Genomic DNA, 17,187 nt, shown 5'->3' with positions numbered 1-17,187 from the left:
GAACCGTTAGGTTCTAGCCACATTTTTTGTACTCAGCTTTGAGCGTTGTTGTTTTACAGCTTCATGTCTTCCAGGGTGCGTCCCTTGGTTTCCTTGACCATGAAGATCACGAAGATCAAGGAGAGCAAGGCAAAGACCGCGTAGATGCCGTAGGCCAGAGCCAGACCAGCATCGGCAAGTGCCGGGAAGGTGGTGGAAACGATGAAGTTGGCGATCCACTGTGCAGCAGCAGCCACACCCAGAGCCATTGCACGGATGGAGTTCGGGAAGATTTCCCCGAGCAATACCCATACGGCTGGACCCCAAGTGGCACCAAAGCCGACCACAAACAGGTTTGCCGAAACCAAGGCGATGATGCCCCAGCTACCTGGCAGGGACACTGCGCCGTCGATGGTGACCGACTGAGCGAAGGCAATAGCCATCATGCCCAATGACAGGGTCATGATTGCCGAACCAATAGTCAGCAACAGCTTGCGTCCTAGAACGTCGATCAGCAGCACTGCCACGACGGTGGCCACCACGTTGGTGATCGAGGTGATCAGCGAAATCGTGAATGAATCCGATTCGGCGAAGCCTACGGACTTCCACAGCGTAGTGGAGTAGTAGAAGATCACGTTGATACCAACAAACTGCTGGAAGACCGAGAGCAAGATGCCAACCCACACCAGTGGGTGGAAGCCAAAGCGGCCCAGCAGGTCGCTGAACTTCTGGCGACGCTCCACGTGCACGGTGGAACGGATCTCTTCGATCTTCTTTTCGGTTTCTACCCCTGGGTTCATGCCCATGTCGCGGGTCAGAACCGCAGCGGCCTCAACCAAGCGTCCACGCTCAACAAGGTAGCGAGGGGATTCTGGAAGTCGCAAAGCCAGCGCACCGTAGATCACCGCTGGGACTACCAGCGAGAGGTACATCCAGCGCCAAGCAGCCAGACCGAACCAGCCGGTAGCGTCTGCCGAGCCCATAACGAAGACCAGCAGGGCGCTGATCAGGAAGGCTACGAAGATGCCAAGCACGATGGCCATCTGCTGCATGGTGCCCAAGCGGCCACGGTGGGCTGCTGGGGAGATTTCGGCGATGTAGGCCGGAGCGATCACCGAAGCGAAGCCCACGCCGATACCGCCGACGATGCGCCATACGATGAGGTCAGCTGCGCTGAAGCAGAGGCCACAGCCGATGGCTGAAATGATTAAAAGGACGGAGGCAAAGACCATGGTGCGAACGCGGCCTACACGTTCGGAGACCACACCTGCAATCCATGCGCCTAGAGCTGCGCCGAGTAAGGCGCAGGAAACAGTGAAACCGATGGTTACCGCGTTGAGCCCGAATTCGTGCTCGACAGCGTCCACGGTGCCGTTAACGATTGATGAGTCATATCCAAAAACGAACCCACCTAATGCCGCCCCAAGGGCGATGAAGATGAGTCGCGCGGAGAGTTTTCCGTCTGATGTTGTCGCAGTCACAATGAGCCATGCTATCTGATTTAGACGGGGTCAAAATCCGTAATTTTCAGTTTTTGATGGGATAACCATCACATTTTGGAAGGAGTCCTTACATGTGCCACTCAGAATTGACCTCCCCTACTCACCTCTCGTGCCTAACCAGTAGGGAGATTGCAAAGAAAAGCCGGCCGGTGTCACGAGCAAACTCGCAACACCGGCCGGCTGAAAAATATTTTTAAACTCTCAGGATTCCTTCGAAGTGTCAGCGAGGTCATTGCCACGCAGCTTCGCCACCGTGCGCATCAAGTGGAAGACCACCAAGGTAGCGATGGAACCCAAGGCGATACCACCAAGCTGGAACTGTCCAAAGGCAATATCACTGGTCACAGCAATAGCGATGATCAGTCCGGTGCCAGCAGTCATCAGGTTGATCGGATTACCAAAATCAACCTTCGCCTCGATCCAAAGGCGCGCGCCAACAATACCGATCATGCCGTACAACACGATGCCCAAGCCGCCGATAACTCCGACCGGAATGGTGCCCACTAGTGCGCCAAACTTCGGCAGGAAGGCCAACGCCATGGCCACAATGGCCGCTACCCAGTAGGCGGCAGTGGAGTACACGCGAGATGCAGCCATTACGCCGATGTTCTCGGCATAGGTGGTGGTGGCAGAACCGCCACCGAGTCCGGCAACAACGCTGGCCGCACCATCAGCCATCAGTGCGCGACCGTTGAACTTCGAGAGATCTCGTCCGGTCATCACACCCACGGTGCGTACGTGCCCGATGTTCTCGGCAATCAGCACAAAAACAGCCGGCAGGAACATCAATGCGGTATCAAGATGGAAAGTTGGGGTCGTGAACTGTGGCAGACCAACCCAGCTCGCCTCACCCACGGCACTGAAATCAACCTGGCCCTGGACCAATGCCAACAGGTAGCCAAGAACCAAACCAACCAGAATCGACAGGCGTCCAAGTAGACCCTTGAAGGCCACGGTAGCGAGTACCGTGAAAATCACCGTCAAGAATGTAGTCAGCGGGAAATCGGTCATCGGTGCCAAGGTAGCGCTGGCGAGGTTCAAGCCAATCAGCGCAACGATGGTGCCCATAACTACCGGTGGCATCAAAGCGTGGATCCACCCGGTACCAGTAGCCTGCACAATCAGGCCCACCACAAAGAGCAACGCGCCAGTCATGACGATGCCGCCAAGGGCACCAGCCATGCTGTGCGACTGGGTGGTGGAAATGACCGGAGCGATCATCGCGAAGGATGAGCCAAGGTAGCTAGGTACCTTGTTCTTGGTCATCAGCAAGAAGATGATGGTGGCCAAGCCGGTAAACAGCAAGGTAGTGGTGACCGGGAAGCCGGTGAGGGTTGGCACCAGAATGCTGGAGCCAAACATCGCCAGGATGTGCTGGGCACCAATGGAAATGGTTTGTGGCCAGTGCAACCGTTCTTCCGGGGCGACAACTTCGCCCGGGTTGATGGTCTTTCCGTTGCCGTGAATGCTCCAGCTCATACAATCCTCCAGATCGTGGCCCGCGCGTTTCAGACCGTAGAAAATTCTACTCGGTTCTGTCGTGCTTGATCGAAGAAGGCCAACTCATGTTCTGAAGATCGCACAAATGCCACCCTCATCCGCTCACGCAGAGCACCATCAGACTGCTTCCACGCCATGCGCACCATGTTGATGGCCTGCTCGGTAGCTAGGTCGAATTCTTCTGATGCGTAGGTGCTCAACCACTTTTCAAAGGGGTGTTGATCGTGATTGGCTGCGGCTAGGCGCTTGCCAATGTCTTGATATAGCCAGTAGCAGGGGAGGATTGCGGCAATCAGTTCCCCGTAGCTTTGTTTGGACGCCGCCAGGTGGTTCACATAGTTCAGCGTGATCGCACTGGGGTTCGCGGTACCTTCAGCGAGGTAACTGCGATGCAGCTGCAATTCACCTTCCAAGATTGCACTGGCTGAGCTAGCCCAGAAGCGTTGCGCTTCGAGATCTGGGGCCAAGACACTGGCCTCGGCCAATACCTGAGCGTAACGCTGAAGGTAGAAGGCATCTTGGGACAGGTAGTACTCAAAGTCAGCTGAAGGCAGTGTGCCATCGGATAACTGGGTAATGAATTCCAACCCATCGATGGACCCGCGCAGTCCATCAATTTGCTGCCACCACTCTTGCATGGGATCAGCTTCGCTGAAGAAGTCCACAAAGTGGTTCACCGGGCCATGCCCGCTACCCACAGTGAGTTGGTCGGCTGCGCCGATAGCGCGCACCAGATAAGCCTTGGACTTCTCAAGAGCCTGTATCCAGTCACCGTCTGTGGCGTAGATAGTGGCCAAGGCGCTGGAGAGGGTGCAGCCGGTGCCGTGGGTGTTTTTGGTCTGGTGTCTTGGACTGCTGAACTCGGCCAGCACTCCAGTGGAACTAACTAGCGCATCAGGGCAGAAGTCTCCAGCCAGGTGCCCGCCCTTGGCCAAAACCAGAACGTCGTGCTTGGCGGCCAGTCGCTGTGCCTGCTCTAGGACTTGTGGCCATTGTGTGGCAGCAGCCTCGCGTAGCAAGCTTGCGAGCTCGAGCAGGTTAGGGGTGATGACGCAGGCGCGGTCCAGCAGTGAATCGAGTGCCGACTCATCTTCTAGTAATCGGTCTCCGCTCGTGGCTACCATCACCGGATCTAGAACGACCGGTGCATCTACGGTATTCAGCCAACTACTGACCGCGCGGATTACTTCAGCATTGGCCAGCATGCCAATCTTGATGGCGTCAATCTGTATATCAGCGCTAATGGATTCCAACTGGGCTAGGACAAAGTCACCATCAATGGCTTGTACTGCGCTGACCCCTTGGGTGTTCTGCGCGGTTAATGCCGTAATCACGCACATGCCATAACCACCGTTAGCGGCAATGGCTTTTAGATCCGCCTGGATACCGGCACCACCGGAAGGATCAGAGCCGGCGATAGAGAGAATATTTTTCACTGTGCCACCGTCCAAGCTGAAACGAGCAGCTCGCTGGCCGTTTGCGGATCCTCGGCATTACAGATGGCACGAACCACCGCTAGGCCCGACCCTCCGCCAGCGCGAATCGCAGCTGCGTCCTGAGCGGTAATGGCGCCGATGGCTACACACGGTAGTTCGGTCAAGGATGCTGCACGGATAAAACCGTCAAGACCCAACGGGGTTGGGTGATCCTTTTGGTAGGAGTGGCACGCACTGCACCAACACCCAGATAGTCGATGACCTCCGCGTCGAGACTCGCCTGGGCCAGTTGTTCATCGGTGGAAGCGCTCAAACCGATGATGCCTTCGCCGATAATCTCACGGGCAAGTCGCACCGGAATGTCTTTTTGCCCGATATGGATACCGTTGACCGCAGCTCCGGCCGCGCGAGCAGCTAAGAACACGTCAATCCGGTCATTGATCAATAGTTTGGCTTTGCCTTTGGTTAGTTGGGCTGCAGCGCAGGACAGTTCAAAGAATTCGCGGGCAGTCTCATCTTTGGCCCGCAGCTGAATCCATTCGATGCCGCCGGCTACTGCTCCTTGGATAACTTCCAAGGTGGTGCGTGGAGTGCAGCTGGCGGTGTTGGCTACTAGGTAGGCGCCGATATTATCCATGGTTCAGTTCCTCGTACTTCAAAGTCTGTAATTCTTCAGGTTCCGTGGCGGCCAGCGCATCAAGGAACGCCACCGCAAAGCTTCCCGGTCCGGTGCTTGCGGCCAGTGCCTTTTCGGCGGCCAGACCGTAAAAACCGTGGGCGGCGATGGATGCTTCAAAGGGGTCCTCGTGCACCGCGAGCATTCCAGCGTTAAAGGCACCTAGCGCGCATCCGCCACCGGTGATTCTGGTCAGCCCGATACCGTTGGTGTGTACCAGTACGGTACGGGTAGCGTCGATGATCGCATCGGCTTCGCCGGAGATAGCAACAACGCAGCCGTGTTCTTGCGCCAGTTCGCGTCCTGCATCGAGGGCAGCCTGCACGGTATCTGCCGCATCAACACCACGGCCACTGGAATCCTTGCCCGCCAAGGCGAGGATTTCCGAAGCGTTTCCACGGATCAAGGTGGGATGTTCTTGAACTATGCGTCGGGCGAAGTCGGTGCGTACCGACAGGGCGCCGACAGCCACAGGATCCAATACCCACGGGGTGCCTGCTGCGCTCGCCGAGAGCACCGCTTCCTCCATGGCCACCATTTGCTCGGTGCTTGGCGTGCCTAGATTCACCAGCACTGCAGAAGCCAAGGCAGCAAACCCGCCAGCTTCGCCAGGCAGATTAGTCATGGCTGGTGAAGCGCCGGAAGCCAGTAGGACATTGGCGGTGAAATTGGTGACGACGGTATTCGTCAGGCAAAAAACTAAAGGGGAGTGTTGCCGGTATTTTTGGGCAACGGTAGGCAGAGTCATGCGACATCCCTCCGCTAGCGTGAACTAGATCAGGTTCGACGGGTTTCATCTCAGTCGGCTTCTCCGACACCCCGTGTCACTGATCTAGAGCGTACGCAGTGGCAATGCCTAGAACAAATTCTTAACGTTCACGTCTCGCCACTAACGCTTTAAGTGTCGCCGCATCGACATGTTGCGCTGCTGCTAGCTTCCAAAGGTGGTCTACGGCCGCCACCAGATCTTCATGCTCTTCGATGGGGGTAGCGCGTTCATTAACTATCGTGCCGGCCCTGCGTCTTGAAGAAATGAGCCCTTCGGCTTCCAGCTCTTTGTAGGCACGAGCGACTGTTCCGGCAGCTACCCCAAGATCTGTGGCCAACGCCCTGACCGTGGGTAGCTTGCTACCTGCCACTAATTCGCCGAGGTTAATCAGCGACGCGATCTGCGAACGGATCTGCTCATAAGGAGCGGTAGCCGCCTCAAGATCTACCGTGATCTGGGTGCTCATGCGCGCACGCTCGTGGTCAGGCGCGCCTTCGGGCGATTGACCACGAGTAAGGCTGGGATGCAGAAGAGCCCAATGCCTATGGCTAGCACCGCTGGCTCATCGGAAGAGACCAAGCCCGGCAAGAGGAAATACGCACTGCAGAGCACTCGTAAGGCTCGGAACTCCAAGATTTGCCGATACCAGATTTCCTGTTCGTCCGTGAGGTCCCAGGGGACTGCGCAATGGCGGATCCACCAGAAGTAACCGGCCGCGGCTACCAACGTTCCCACGATTATTGCCGAGGTGACCCATGGCGAGAGTAGCTGTTGTGCCCCTGGGCTCAGTGTTTGTGGGGCGTAAAGCAAGATGCTCCCGCTGAGGATGAACAGCGCTGCAATCGTGTACACCCAAACCGGAAGATTTTGGCTCTTCGGTTCAGAAAGTGCCCCCAGCTTTGCTCGTGAATGTGCATAGAGCGCGAAGCCGGCAGAGATTACTAGGTACAGGACTACCGCCGCCGCTGACCATGGCAGCGCAAAGGAAGCGCCAACAGCACGGGCCCCGGCTTCACCGAATGGCTCTGGCGTTTGGTCAACGAGTTCACTGGCCGCAAGCCAGATAATCAACGTGGCGATAATCAAGAACGTATTCGCAAAATAGGAAACGGATAGCGTGTGGCTGCGCATCCGGGCGAAGGCGGTGCTAGGCAGGCTATTGGCCTCCGGTGCGGCATGCTTTGGAGCCCAGACGAATAGCACGAAGCCCAAAGCCAAGACGGCAAACATGGACACCTTGTTCCACCCGGAACTCAGAACCGGATCGGCGTAGGTGATTGCGGCACCGATGATGTTGGTCAGCAGCCAACCACAATTTCGTAGCAACCGGTTGAGCCAAATTGAGCGTAGTTCTTGGTTTTGGGTTGCGGAGATCCCGGCTAAGGGCCTGCGTTTGAGGATGATTGCACTGATCACGGCAGTGGCCAGTAAAACCGCGAAAATACACAGCGCAAACAGTGGAGCTACTTCAGCGCCTGAAATCCACCCGGATGTGCTGTCCCATGTAGGCGCAACTGCGTCTTCGAAGTCAGCCGCTGAGGATTCAGTACTTTTGCCTTCAGGGATGTGGCCGGCGACCCGGGATATCGGCCACAACATGCAACATGCAAAGATTGCCAGTGAGCCAACTAGGGCACCTAGCTTACGTGGAAAGGGCGTGGTCAACGTGCGTGGTTCCAAAGATGCGACGCGAACTGAGCGCAGTTCTCCAGGCCAAGTAAACAACCCGATGACGTAGACCAAAGTCAGCCAACCGGCGGCACCCAGTGCAATGATGACGCGCGTTGTCGGTGACTCTGATGGTGCTTGAATGGACCAAACCCGAGATAGGTCGCCAGAAGTCGAGGCAAAAACGCAATCAGGGCACACCAGAATGAATGTGATTGAGCCCTGAGTAACGCTGAGGATCCGCGGCGTGCAGCTACTGAGCGTAACCATAGGTAGATTACTGATGACGCAATAGCTATCGATAAGGCGCTCGCCGAGATCTGATCCATAGGTTTTAATGTATCAAACACTTGATACATAATGAATCTCCTTGAGAATTAATCGGTAGAAAATCTGCCAAGTAACGTACGCTCAGATCATGGGTCTGTTTACTTCCACTCCGTTGCCAGAACCGGTCGGCGATTCCGCTCCTCCGGTGGACGAGCATCCTTCACGTATCGCTTCGGTACTAAGTCATCTGCGCCGTTCAGCTGAGACTCGAATCACCCACCCGCGTCGCTTCCGAATCCAACAGCTACGCGCGCTGGAGAAGATGCTTGAAGAGCATCTTGATGACTTCCTGCAGGCATTAAACGATGACCTGGGTAAGAGTGCCACCGAAGCCAAATTCGCTGAAGTTGATGTGGTGCGCGCAGAGATTGATTTTGCGCTGAGGCATCTGGCCGAATGGATGGACAGCACCACAGTTAAGGTGCCACTGGCGCTTCAGCCGGCAATGGCCAAGATCGAGCCACGCCCCTGGGTGTTGTCTTGATCGTTGGTGCCTGGAACTACCCATTGCAACTTGTGCTCGCACCCCTAGTGGCCGCCATTGCCGCAGGAAATGCGGCAGTTGTTAAACCCTCAGAGCTTGCTCCGGCCACTTCAGGTGCCCTAGCCAAATTCCTTCCGCTCTACCTCGATGAGCGAGTATTTGCTGTCATTGAGGGTGGAGTAGATACGGCTACGGAATTGCTGGTGGCACGCTGGGACCACATCTTCTACACCGGCGGTGAACGGGTTGCGAAGATCATCGCCATGGCAGCGGCTCAACATCTGACCCCAACCACTTTGGAACTGGGCGGCAAGTCCCCAGTGGTGGTGGATAATCACTCGCTGGCTACCGCCAAACGTTTGGTCTACGCCAAGTTCATGAACGCGGGACAGACCTGCGTTGCTCCGGACTACATCCTCTGCATCGGTGATGCTTCCGCCCTGGTTGGTCGCCTTGGCCAAGCCATCAACAGCTTCTACGGCAAAGAGCCGTTGACGCATCCTGACTTCGGACGCATCGCTAGCCGACAGCACTTTGACCGCTTGTTAGCGATGCTGGAACAGGGTGAGGTAGTGTTCGGCGGCGAGTACGACGAAGAGACTCTACGCATCGCACCGACCATCATGCGCAATGTGGATCTTGAAGCCACCGTGATGACCGAAGAAATCTTCGGTCCGATTCTTCCGGTGATTGAGGTGCAGAGCTTCGAAGAAGCGTTAGAGTTCATTGCCCGACGCCCGTCGCCACTGGCCGCATACCTGATGAGCGAGAGTCCACGGTTGCAGTCGATCTTCTCGGATCGTGTGCGCGCTGGCTCCATTGTGCACAACGCTCCACTGACCCAAATGGTCATTCCAACTTTGCCATTTGGCGGGGTGGGAGCCAGCGGCATGGGTTCATATCATGGCAAGCACGGATTTGACCGGCTTTCACAAATGCGCCCGGAACTCAACAAAACCACGGTGGTGGATACGCTGAGCGCAATTTATCCTCCGTATTCGTGGGCTAAGCGAAAGATTATTGATCGCTTACTGTAGCGCGGTTCATAGCTTTGAGACTGGTCAGAGTGCTTGGATGGAAAGGTTGGATTTTTCTAAGCATCAGGAGATGTAACGCATGACTGAGCCCGCACCGTCCCAGGACGGCCTGAAGCGTGGCCTCAAAGCTCGCCACATGCAGATGATTGCTATCGGCGGCTCAATTGGTACCGGACTATTCGTCGCGTCCGGCGGCACCATCTCTGAGGCTGGTCCCGGCGGTGCACTGGTAGCCTACGCACTGATTGGCATCATGGTACTGCTGCTGATGCAGTCGCTTGGTGAGATGAGCGCGCGACTTCCGGTTGCAGGTTCATTCCAGACCTACGCCACGGTCTTCGTCAACCGACACTTCGGCTTCGCGATTGGCTGGAACTACTGGTTCAACTGGGCCATCACCGTCGCCGCTGAGCTAGTCGCCGCGGGCATCGTGATGTCCTACTGGTTCCCAGATGCCCCAGGATGGATCTGGGCTGCTATCTTCCTGGTGTTGCTTACTGGACTCAATTCACTGTCAGCCAAGGCCTTCGGTGAAGGCGAGTACTGGCTTTCGGCCATCAAGGTCATCACCGTTATCGTCTTCCTGATTTGTGGCTTCGCCATGATCTTCGGCATCATCGGCGGAACCTCTCCTGGCTTCAGTAACTGGACCGACGGTGACGCCCCATTTGTTGGCGGCTGGCTCTCCATCGTCTCGGTATTCATGATCGCTGGATTCTCGTTCCAGGGTACTGAGCTAGTCGGTGTTGCTGCCGGTGAAGCAGAAAACCCTCAGCGCGATGTTCCGAAGGCCATCAAAACAATCTTCTGGCGCATCATGCTTTTCTACATCGGCGCCATCTTTGTTATCGGCATGCTGATCCCATACTTGGATCCGTCCCTGCTTTCTGCTGAAGCTTCGGATATCGCCACCTCGCCATTCACCTTGGTCTTCCAGCGAGCTGGCATCGCCTTTGCTGCCGCCTTGATGAACGCAGTGATCCTCTCAGCTATTCTTTCGGCTGGTAACTCGGGCCTATATGCTTCAGCGCGCATGCTTTACTCCATGGCCAAAGATGGCAAAGCGCCAAAGATCTTTGCTCGTCTGAACAAGCGTGGCGTGCCTGTACCGGCCATGCTTTTGACCGCTTCGGTAGGACTTTTCGGATTCTTGACGGCCATTATTGGTCAGGGCGAGGCGTACACCTGGCTACTAAACGTTTCGGGACTTTCCGGGTTTATCGCTTGGGTTGGTATTGCGGTGAGCCACTATCAATTCCGCAAGGCGTACCTGGCCAGCGGGCAGAGCTTGGCAGACCTTCCCTACAAGGCGCCACTGTTCCCCTTGGGTCCAATCCTCGCCTTTGTCATCCTGCTGGTTGTCATTGCCGGACAGAATTATCAGGCTGTTGTCGATGGCAACCTCTTGCAGATGGCATCAAGCTACGTCGGTCTGCCGATCTTCCTCCTGCTGTGGCTGGGCCACTGGCTAATTACCCGGAAGCAGCCAGCTGAGGTCATTGACCCTTGGACAGCAAAGCTGAACTAGCGTTTCTTTAGACCTACAAAGCCGACAGAACCCACGTTGACCGTGGGTGCTGTCGGCTTTGTTGTGTCCGGCCTCGCCGATCATGCGGGCGGAACCAACCGAGGTGCTGCGGATTGCTGAGAAGCGCCACCTAGATGGCCAGTGCGTTTTAGGGTTCACTGCTCAGATGGTGAAGCCGTACTACTGGCGCTGTCTCACCGTTCTAATGATCAATCACCCCAAACTAGCAGTGGCCCGGTCGCATCGGAATTCTCCGCGACCGGGCCACCACTAGGGTAACTACTCTTTGGTTTACGCTAGAGCAGCATCAACAATCACTCGAGCTTCTGCAAGCACTTGCTGCAGGTGATCTGCTGACTTAGTTGATTCTGCATAAATCTTGTAGATGTCTTCGGTGCCCGAGGGGCGTGCCGCGAACCATGCGTGCTCGCTGGAAACCTTCAGTCCACCAATGGCAAAACCGGCAGCTTCGGTCACCTTGGAGGTGATCGCGTCGCCAGCCAATTCGGTGGCAGAGACCATCGACGGATCCAGCTTGGACAGCACGGCTTTCTGCGCGCGGGTAGCCGGGGCATCAAAGCGGTCGTAGAAGCTTCCGCCGTGGCGTTCCACCAGCTGCGCGTGCAACTGGCTAGGGCTCTTGCCGGTGACGGCGCGCATCTCGCTAGCCAGCAAGGCGAGCATCAGCCCATCCTTGTCGGTGCTAAATGCCTTGCCCGAGAGATCCAAGAAGCTCGCACCAGCGGACTCCTCGCCACAGAAGGCCACCTTGCCTGAGGCTAATGGTTCAACAAAGTACTTAAATCCAACCGGTACTTCGCGCAGGGTTCGACCATGGGAGGCCACTACCTTGTCGATGAGTACCGACGAGACCAAGGTCTTTCCGATCTCGGCGTCTGCTGGCCAGTTTTTACGGTGGGTCAGTAGGTAGTCGATGGCTACGGCCAAGAAATGGTTCGGGTTCATCAACCCTGCGTCCGGGGTGACGATGCCGTGGCGGTCTGCGTCCGCATCATTGCCGGTAGCGATGTCGTACTTCTCGCGGTTGGCTACCAAGGAGGCCATGGCATGTGGCGAAGAGCAGTCCATGCGGATCTTGCCATCTTTATCCAGGGTCATGAAGCCAAAACGAGGGTCAACACCTTCGTTGACTACTTCCAAGTTCAGGCCGTAACGGCGTCCAATTTCACCCCAGTAGTGCACCGAAGCACCACCGAGTGGGTCAGCGCCGATGGAGATTCCTGAGTCTGCGATGATCTTAAAGTCGATGACCTCAGCCAGATCCGTGATGTACATTTCGCGGAAGTCAAAAGGCTTCGCTGCCGCTTCGCCTCGCTTGATCTCGCCGCTGGCCAACAGCTCATTGGCGCGTGCAGCGATTGGTCCGGTGATTTCGGATTCTGCCGGACCGCCGTGAGGTGGGTTGTACTTGATGCCACCGTCGTTGGGTGGGTTGTGCGATGGCGTGATGATCAGGCCATCGGACTGATCCTTACCCTCGGCATTGTGTACGAGGATTGCGTGGCTGACAGCCGGGGTCGGGGTCAGACCAGCTTCGGCCAATACCTCAACGTTGTTCCCAGCCAAGACCTCCAAGACGGTCTGGTAGGCAGGCTCAGAGAGCGCGTGGCTGTCCTTGCCCACGTACATTGGCCCGGTGATCCCTGCGCCCACTCGGTAGTCCACAACAGCCTGCGTGATGGCTGCGATGTGTGCTTCGTTGAAGGTACCGTTCAGCGAGGTACCGCGGTGTCCTGAGGTACCGAAGATGACTGCCTGGTCAGGGTTATCGCTGGAAGGAACGATCGCGCTGTACGCGTCGAGTACGGCCGCCAGATCAATTAGGTCTGCTTCGATGGCCGGCTGTCCGGCGCGTTCGTGAGCCATGGGAGTCCCCTCATTCATTTGTGCAATTCGTATGGGTTCGTAGAACAATGGAAAACGATGAGCTATTACCCGTATCCACAGAATCCATACCAGGCCCCGCGTGAGTCCAGCGGTTTGTCCGTGGCCTCTTTGGTGCTGGGCATCCTTTCGATGCTTGGCTTCTGTACTCTCATCCTAGTTCCACTCGCCGGTGTCATCACCGGTCATCTGGGTTATCGTCGTGAACCCGCAAGTCGCGCACTGGCCCTTGCAGGGCTGATTTTGTCATGGATTGGGCTTGTTCTCGCGGTTTTGCTCTACGCATTGATCATCTGGGTCATCTGGTTTTCGGTGGATAGTTACAACACTATTAACCAGAACGCGGACTTTTCCCCACTTCTCGACTACGCGTAAGCCATTGCCTTAGCTGATTCCTTGCTCTACCCTATCGATATTCGTTGTTAACGACTATCGATAGGTTTCAGATGTTCCAGGTTGCTTCTCTTGTGGTCTTAATGCTGATTCTGGTGCTCGCAGCCCTGATCGTTTTGCTTGTTGTGCGTCGCAGTCCAACCCTGTCTGGCGTTACACGAGTCGTGCACATTGTGGCCCTGCTGATGGCGATAATCCTCAGCGGTGTGGGCCTCTGGTTGATGATCCAGACTCTTGGCGGGGCAAACGTTCCGGTCAGTGTGCCGGTGCAACCCTACTGGCCGGAGCATCCAAAAATCACCGATGTAGAGCCGAAAGATTTTGCCACGGTAGATGCGCAGATTACCGAGGTTCAGATCTTCAGTGACGCGCTCTCGTGGCCAACGAAGATTCTGCTCACCGCCGGAGTGCTGTTCCAAACCAGCGCCACTGTTGCGGTGCTGTTAGGCGTTGCGACATTATGCCGACGGGTCACCTCGGCAGAACCGTTCACGAAATCACTGCGCCGGTTGGGTTATCGAGTAGCGTTTGTCCTTGGTATTGCTAGCTTCCTAGGTCAGGTGCTCAACGGCATCGGCGCAAGCCGAGCCGGCGAGGAAACACTGCGGGTGGATGGCTTCTCCACCGACGGTATCTCCTCGGTATCGGCTCCTTGGCCGGAACCTACCTTTGCGCTGAACATCGAATTTTCCGAGATCTTTATGGCCCTAGTGATCTTGGTAGTTGTTGAACTGGTCGCCGTGGGCATCCGGCTGACCAACGAAAATAGGCAGCTTCAGCAAGATCACGAAGGACTGGTTTAGATCTATGCAGCTTAAGCGCGTTCATTGTAGACTCGGTGAGATTTTGGCTGAGCAACAACTGACCCTAGTGCAGCTCAGCGAACTTGTAGACGTGTCGGCGGTTAACCTATCCATCCTTAAAAACGATCGTGCCAAGGCCATCAGATTTTCCACCCTGATATCGATCTGTCAGGCACTGAACTGCGAAATTGGCGACCTGCTGGTTTTGCGTTAAACACTGCAGGCCTCCACCAAGGTGGAGGCCTGCAGTCAAGGAAACGATGGGTTAGTGAATTGAACCCATCAGCTTCTTTAGCCCTGGGGTCGCAGCCATCATGGCTACGCCCAAGACGACGGCCGTGCCGCCCATGGCGATAAAGTAAGGGATCTCGTTGCCCGGAGTGTAGTAACCGGCAAGCACACCCGAAAGGGTGGTGCCCAGCGAAACCGACAGGAAGAACAACGCGATCATCTGCGTGCCAAACGCGGCCGGAGCCAGCTTGGTAGCAATTGCCTGACCCACTGGCGAGAGCAAGAGCTCAGCAAAGGTGCACAGCAGCAAAATTCCGACCATGGCCAACAGTGGAGTTTTAGCGAAGGATTCCAGTGGGATGAAGCATAGGAAAGCAGCACCCACAATCACCAAAGCCAAGCCGAACTTGATGGCAGTGTGTGGCTGACGCTTACCCAGCTTGGTCCACAGCGCTGCAAAGATGCCAGCAAAAACGATGATGAAGACCGGGTTGATGGAAGTAACCCAGCTTGGTGGCATTTCCCAGCTACCCAAGTGACGGTCAAGCCGCTGATCCGAGTACGCAGCGATAAAGGTGAACTGCTGCTGGAACAGTGCCCAGAAGGCAGCCGAACCAATGTAGAACGGAATGAACGCCCAGACCTGCTTGCGTTCGGTCGGATTGACCTTGTTGCTACGCAGGATCAGTGCAAAGTAGACGGCCGAAGCCACGATAACCACGTAGGCGATGGTGCTCGCCAGGTTTTCTGGGGTGACAATCTTGGTCACGAATGCGGCAATGATCAGAATCAGTACGGCCGCAAAGATGACCACGTAGCGCTTGCGCTCGGAGGCAGGCAACGGGTTATTTGGGATGTTCCCGCCAGCAGGAAGCTTCTTGCGTCCGGCAGCGTAGATACCCAAGCCGATGGCCATGCCGATGGCGGCTGCGCCGAAACCGATGTGGAAACCGTAGGTCACCTGGAGCCAACCGGTCAGTAGTGGGCCAATCAGGCCACCGATGTTCACACCCATGTAGAACAGGGAGAAGCCAGCATCAATGCGTGGATCATCCTTGGCATAGAGTGAGCCAACCAGGGCCACGGCGTTGGCCTTTAGGCCGCCGGAACCGATAGCAACCAGAATCAGACCAATGATCAGGCCCACGTAACCGGGCAGCAGTGCCAAGGCAATGTGGCCGATCATGATGCCGATGGCCGAGAAGAACAACACACGCTCGGAACCGAAAAGACGGTCAGAGAGCCATGCGCCCAAGATGGTGGATAGGTAAACAGCGCCACCGTAGGCGCCGACCAGGGACAGGGCTAGGCCCTGATCCATTCCCAAGCCACCGTCGGTGACCTTGTAGTACATGTAGTAAGCCAGCAAGCCCTGCATGCCGTAGAAAGAGAATCGCTCCCACATTTCCACGCTGAATAGGCTTGCGAGCGCACCGGGGTGACCAAAGAAGGCCCTTCCGGTGTTAGAAGTGCTCGTTGTTGCAGTAGACATACGTAATATTTTTCGCTTTTGCCCACGCGAGTACCTACTTATATGTCAAAGCTCACAGCTGCATCTGGGCGGCCAGTGCCAGCAAAAGTCCTTCGTCAGAACGTGGAGAAATCAGCTGAATACTCATAGGTAACCCACCGGAGGTGGTGGTGACCGGAATGGTGATGGCAGCAACTGAGGCGACGTTCACCATGGAGGTGTACGGGGTGTATTGGCACTGCAACATATAATCATGATCCGCACCGGCCTGTGTATAGTGCCCGATCAGCGGCGGAATGGTGGCCATGGCCGGAGTAGCAATCACGTCATAGGCAGACCACTGGCGCACAAAGTCCGCCGCGATCGCCTTGAGCCGGGAGCTGCCTTGCAAGTTCTGTTCCAGTGAGCGTGCTGCGGCCCGGCGGCGGAAGTCCCGAGCCAATTCGCCCAGCATGGACTCGTTGTTGACCGGAACGTTTTTCAGCCCATTGGTCCACACCGTGGCAAAGGTTTCTGGGTAGTCCGAGGCGTAGTCCAACTGGGCTGGATGGACTCGATGGCGTTCTCCAAGCAGTTTGAGCCCTTGCTCAAAGGCGGTGCGCGCTTCGGGCGAGAGTGAGATGTTGTACACCGATTCAAAGGGCGAGTGGGTGCTGAAGCCGATGTTCAGCCCGTTCAGCCTCTGTGGGTAGCTACCTTGCAACAGTGGCAGATAGTGGTCCTTGCCGCGCATCGCGTCAAGCAATAGCGCAGCATCTAGTGCATCCTTGGCCAACGGCCCGGAGACTGCGAGCTTTGGAGCACCCAGCGGATCAACATAACCGTCCAACACATCCGAGGGAACTCGACCCAGCGACGGCTTGAGACCAATCAGTCCGCAGGCTGCGGCGGGAATACGTACCGAACCTCCACCATCGGAGCCTGCACCTACCGGAATCATCCCCGCAGCCACCGCAGCAGCTTGTCCGCCCGATGAACCGCCCGAGGAGCGTTGTGGATCAAATGGATTGCGCGAGGGGGCACCCACCAAATTTTCTGAATGGCTGCTCAACCCAAATTCGGGCACCTGCGTTTTGCCCAGAATGACTACACCTTCAGCACGCAGACGCTCAACTAGCGAATGATCTCTGCTGGCTACCGGGTGATCGATGGCCGCTGATCCATAAGTGGTGGGCATTCCCGCCACATCATTAAGATCCTTAAACGCGGTCGGCAAGCCGTGCAGGTGTCCCAACTCACCGCGCACCTGCGCCTCGTCGGCTGCCTTGGCCTGAGCCATGGCATCTTGTGCAACGTGTACAAAAGCGCCCAAGTCTTGTTGCTGTTCAATGCGATTGAGGTAGTGCTCGGTGAGCTCACGGCTTGAAAGCTCACCGCGGGCCAAGTCGTCACGCAATTTCAGGGCGCTGGAGGGAAACATGTCAGCTTTCGACGCAGGAAATGACTAGTCTTATAAGCAAACACCCTATGAGTGA

Annotated in this window: 17 protein-coding genes and 1 riboswitch; of the genes, 6 read left to right on the top strand and 11 right to left on the bottom strand. The window is 56.3% G+C overall.

The window, feature by feature from the left end:
• Positions 1 to 53: 53 nt before the first annotated feature.
• The 8 genes from N6V40_RS02420 to N6V40_RS02385 form a co-directional block, all read right to left on the bottom strand.
• On the bottom strand, positions 54 to 1,460 hold the full coding sequence (locus tag N6V40_RS02420; RefSeq protein WP_131089697.1) for a sugar porter family MFS transporter: 1,407 nt from the start codon (positions 1,458 to 1,460) through the stop codon (positions 54 to 56).
• Positions 1,461 to 1,682: 222 nt separating this feature from the next.
• Complete coding sequence (locus N6V40_RS02415; RefSeq protein ID WP_131089698.1) at positions 1,683 to 2,960, bottom strand: uracil-xanthine permease family protein; 1,278 nt, start codon at positions 2,958 to 2,960, stop codon at positions 1,683 to 1,685.
• A 29-nt stretch (positions 2,961 to 2,989) separates the two neighbouring features.
• On the bottom strand, positions 2,990 to 4,417 hold the full coding sequence (gene thiD / locus N6V40_RS02410) for a bifunctional hydroxymethylpyrimidine kinase/phosphomethylpyrimidine kinase (RefSeq protein WP_242632528.1): 1,428 nt from the start codon (positions 4,415 to 4,417) through the stop codon (positions 2,990 to 2,992).
• Positions 4,414 to 4,614 (bottom strand): thiamine phosphate synthase, encoded by a 201-nt coding sequence (locus tag N6V40_RS02405; protein ID WP_396268234.1) that lies wholly within the window; start codon positions 4,612 to 4,614, stop codon positions 4,414 to 4,416. The genes thiD and N6V40_RS02405 overlap by 4 nt, the downstream gene beginning before the upstream one ends.
• Positions 4,578 to 5,054: a thiamine phosphate synthase gene (locus N6V40_RS02400; RefSeq protein ID WP_262198815.1), complete on the bottom strand. Its 477-nt coding sequence runs from the start codon at positions 5,052 to 5,054 to the stop codon at positions 4,578 to 4,580. The genes N6V40_RS02405 and N6V40_RS02400 overlap by 37 nt, the downstream gene beginning before the upstream one ends.
• Positions 5,047 to 5,841 (bottom strand): hydroxyethylthiazole kinase, encoded by a 795-nt coding sequence (gene thiM, locus N6V40_RS02395; RefSeq protein ID WP_131089700.1) that lies wholly within the window; start codon positions 5,839 to 5,841, stop codon positions 5,047 to 5,049. Before thiM ends, N6V40_RS02400 begins: the two co-directional genes overlap by 8 nt.
• A riboswitch (TPP riboswitch) is annotated at positions 5,831 to 5,925 on the bottom strand. (Overlaps the previous gene by 11 nt.)
• 37 nt (positions 5,926 to 5,962) lie before the next feature.
• Entirely contained in the window at positions 5,963 to 6,328 is a 366-nt protein-coding gene (locus N6V40_RS02390) for a GntR family transcriptional regulator (protein WP_131089701.1), read from the bottom strand.
• Positions 6,325 to 7,461: a hypothetical protein gene (locus N6V40_RS02385; protein WP_262198812.1), complete on the bottom strand. Its 1,137-nt coding sequence runs from the start codon at positions 7,459 to 7,461 to the stop codon at positions 6,325 to 6,327. Before N6V40_RS02385 ends, N6V40_RS02390 begins: the two co-directional genes overlap by 4 nt.
• Before the next feature lie 487 nt (positions 7,462 to 7,948).
• On the opposite strand from N6V40_RS02385, the gene N6V40_RS02380 reads away from it, so the two are divergent.
• From N6V40_RS02380 to N6V40_RS02370, 3 genes are all read left to right on the top strand, one after another.
• Positions 7,949 to 8,344: an aldehyde dehydrogenase family protein gene (locus tag N6V40_RS02380; RefSeq protein ID WP_262198810.1), complete on the top strand. Its 396-nt coding sequence runs from the start codon at positions 7,949 to 7,951 to the stop codon at positions 8,342 to 8,344.
• Entirely contained in the window at positions 8,341 to 9,381 is a 1,041-nt protein-coding gene (locus tag N6V40_RS02375) for an aldehyde dehydrogenase family protein (RefSeq protein ID WP_262198808.1), read from the top strand. The genes N6V40_RS02380 and N6V40_RS02375 overlap by 4 nt, the downstream gene beginning before the upstream one ends.
• 79 nt (positions 9,382 to 9,460) lie before the next feature.
• A complete protein-coding gene (locus tag N6V40_RS02370) occupies positions 9,461 to 10,909 on the top strand; it encodes an amino acid permease (RefSeq protein ID WP_131089704.1) in 1,449 nt (482 codons plus the stop codon).
• A gap of 291 nt (positions 10,910 to 11,200) precedes the next feature.
• Here N6V40_RS02370 and pgm read toward each other — a convergent pair whose 3' ends face one another.
• A complete protein-coding gene (pgm, locus tag N6V40_RS02365; RefSeq protein WP_131089705.1) occupies positions 11,201 to 12,796 on the bottom strand; it encodes a phosphoglucomutase (alpha-D-glucose-1,6-bisphosphate-dependent) in 1,596 nt (531 codons plus the stop codon).
• Positions 12,797 to 12,853: 57 nt separating this feature from the next.
• On the opposite strand from pgm, the gene N6V40_RS02360 reads away from it, so the two are divergent.
• The 3 genes from N6V40_RS02360 (at position 12,854) to N6V40_RS02350 (ending at position 14,224) form a co-directional block, all read left to right on the top strand.
• Positions 12,854 to 13,189, top strand: a complete 336-nt coding sequence (locus N6V40_RS02360; protein ID WP_131089706.1) for a DUF4190 domain-containing protein — start codon at positions 12,854 to 12,856, stop codon at positions 13,187 to 13,189.
• A 71-nt stretch (positions 13,190 to 13,260) separates the two neighbouring features.
• Positions 13,261 to 14,010, top strand: a complete 750-nt coding sequence (locus tag N6V40_RS02355) for a hypothetical protein (RefSeq protein WP_262198805.1) — start codon at positions 13,261 to 13,263, stop codon at positions 14,008 to 14,010.
• A gap of 4 nt (positions 14,011 to 14,014) precedes the next feature.
• Entirely contained in the window at positions 14,015 to 14,224 is a 210-nt protein-coding gene (locus N6V40_RS02350; protein ID WP_131089708.1) for a helix-turn-helix domain-containing protein, read from the top strand.
• Between the two features lie 51 nt (positions 14,225 to 14,275).
• Here N6V40_RS02350 and N6V40_RS02345 read toward each other — a convergent pair whose 3' ends face one another.
• A complete protein-coding gene (locus N6V40_RS02345; RefSeq protein WP_131089709.1) occupies positions 14,276 to 15,733 on the bottom strand; it encodes a peptide MFS transporter in 1,458 nt (485 codons plus the stop codon).
• 52 nt (positions 15,734 to 15,785) lie between these two features.
• On the bottom strand, positions 15,786 to 17,132 hold the full coding sequence (locus N6V40_RS02340; protein ID WP_262198802.1) for an amidase: 1,347 nt from the start codon (positions 17,130 to 17,132) through the stop codon (positions 15,786 to 15,788).
• Positions 17,133 to 17,187: the final 55 nt, after the last annotated feature.

This window comes from Glutamicibacter sp. M10, from assembly GCF_025452055.1.
Taxonomy (GTDB): domain Bacteria; phylum Actinomycetota; class Actinomycetes; order Actinomycetales; family Micrococcaceae; genus Glutamicibacter.
The sequence above is the reverse complement of the archived record's forward strand: the minus strand, read 5'-3'. Positions and strand labels throughout refer to the sequence as shown.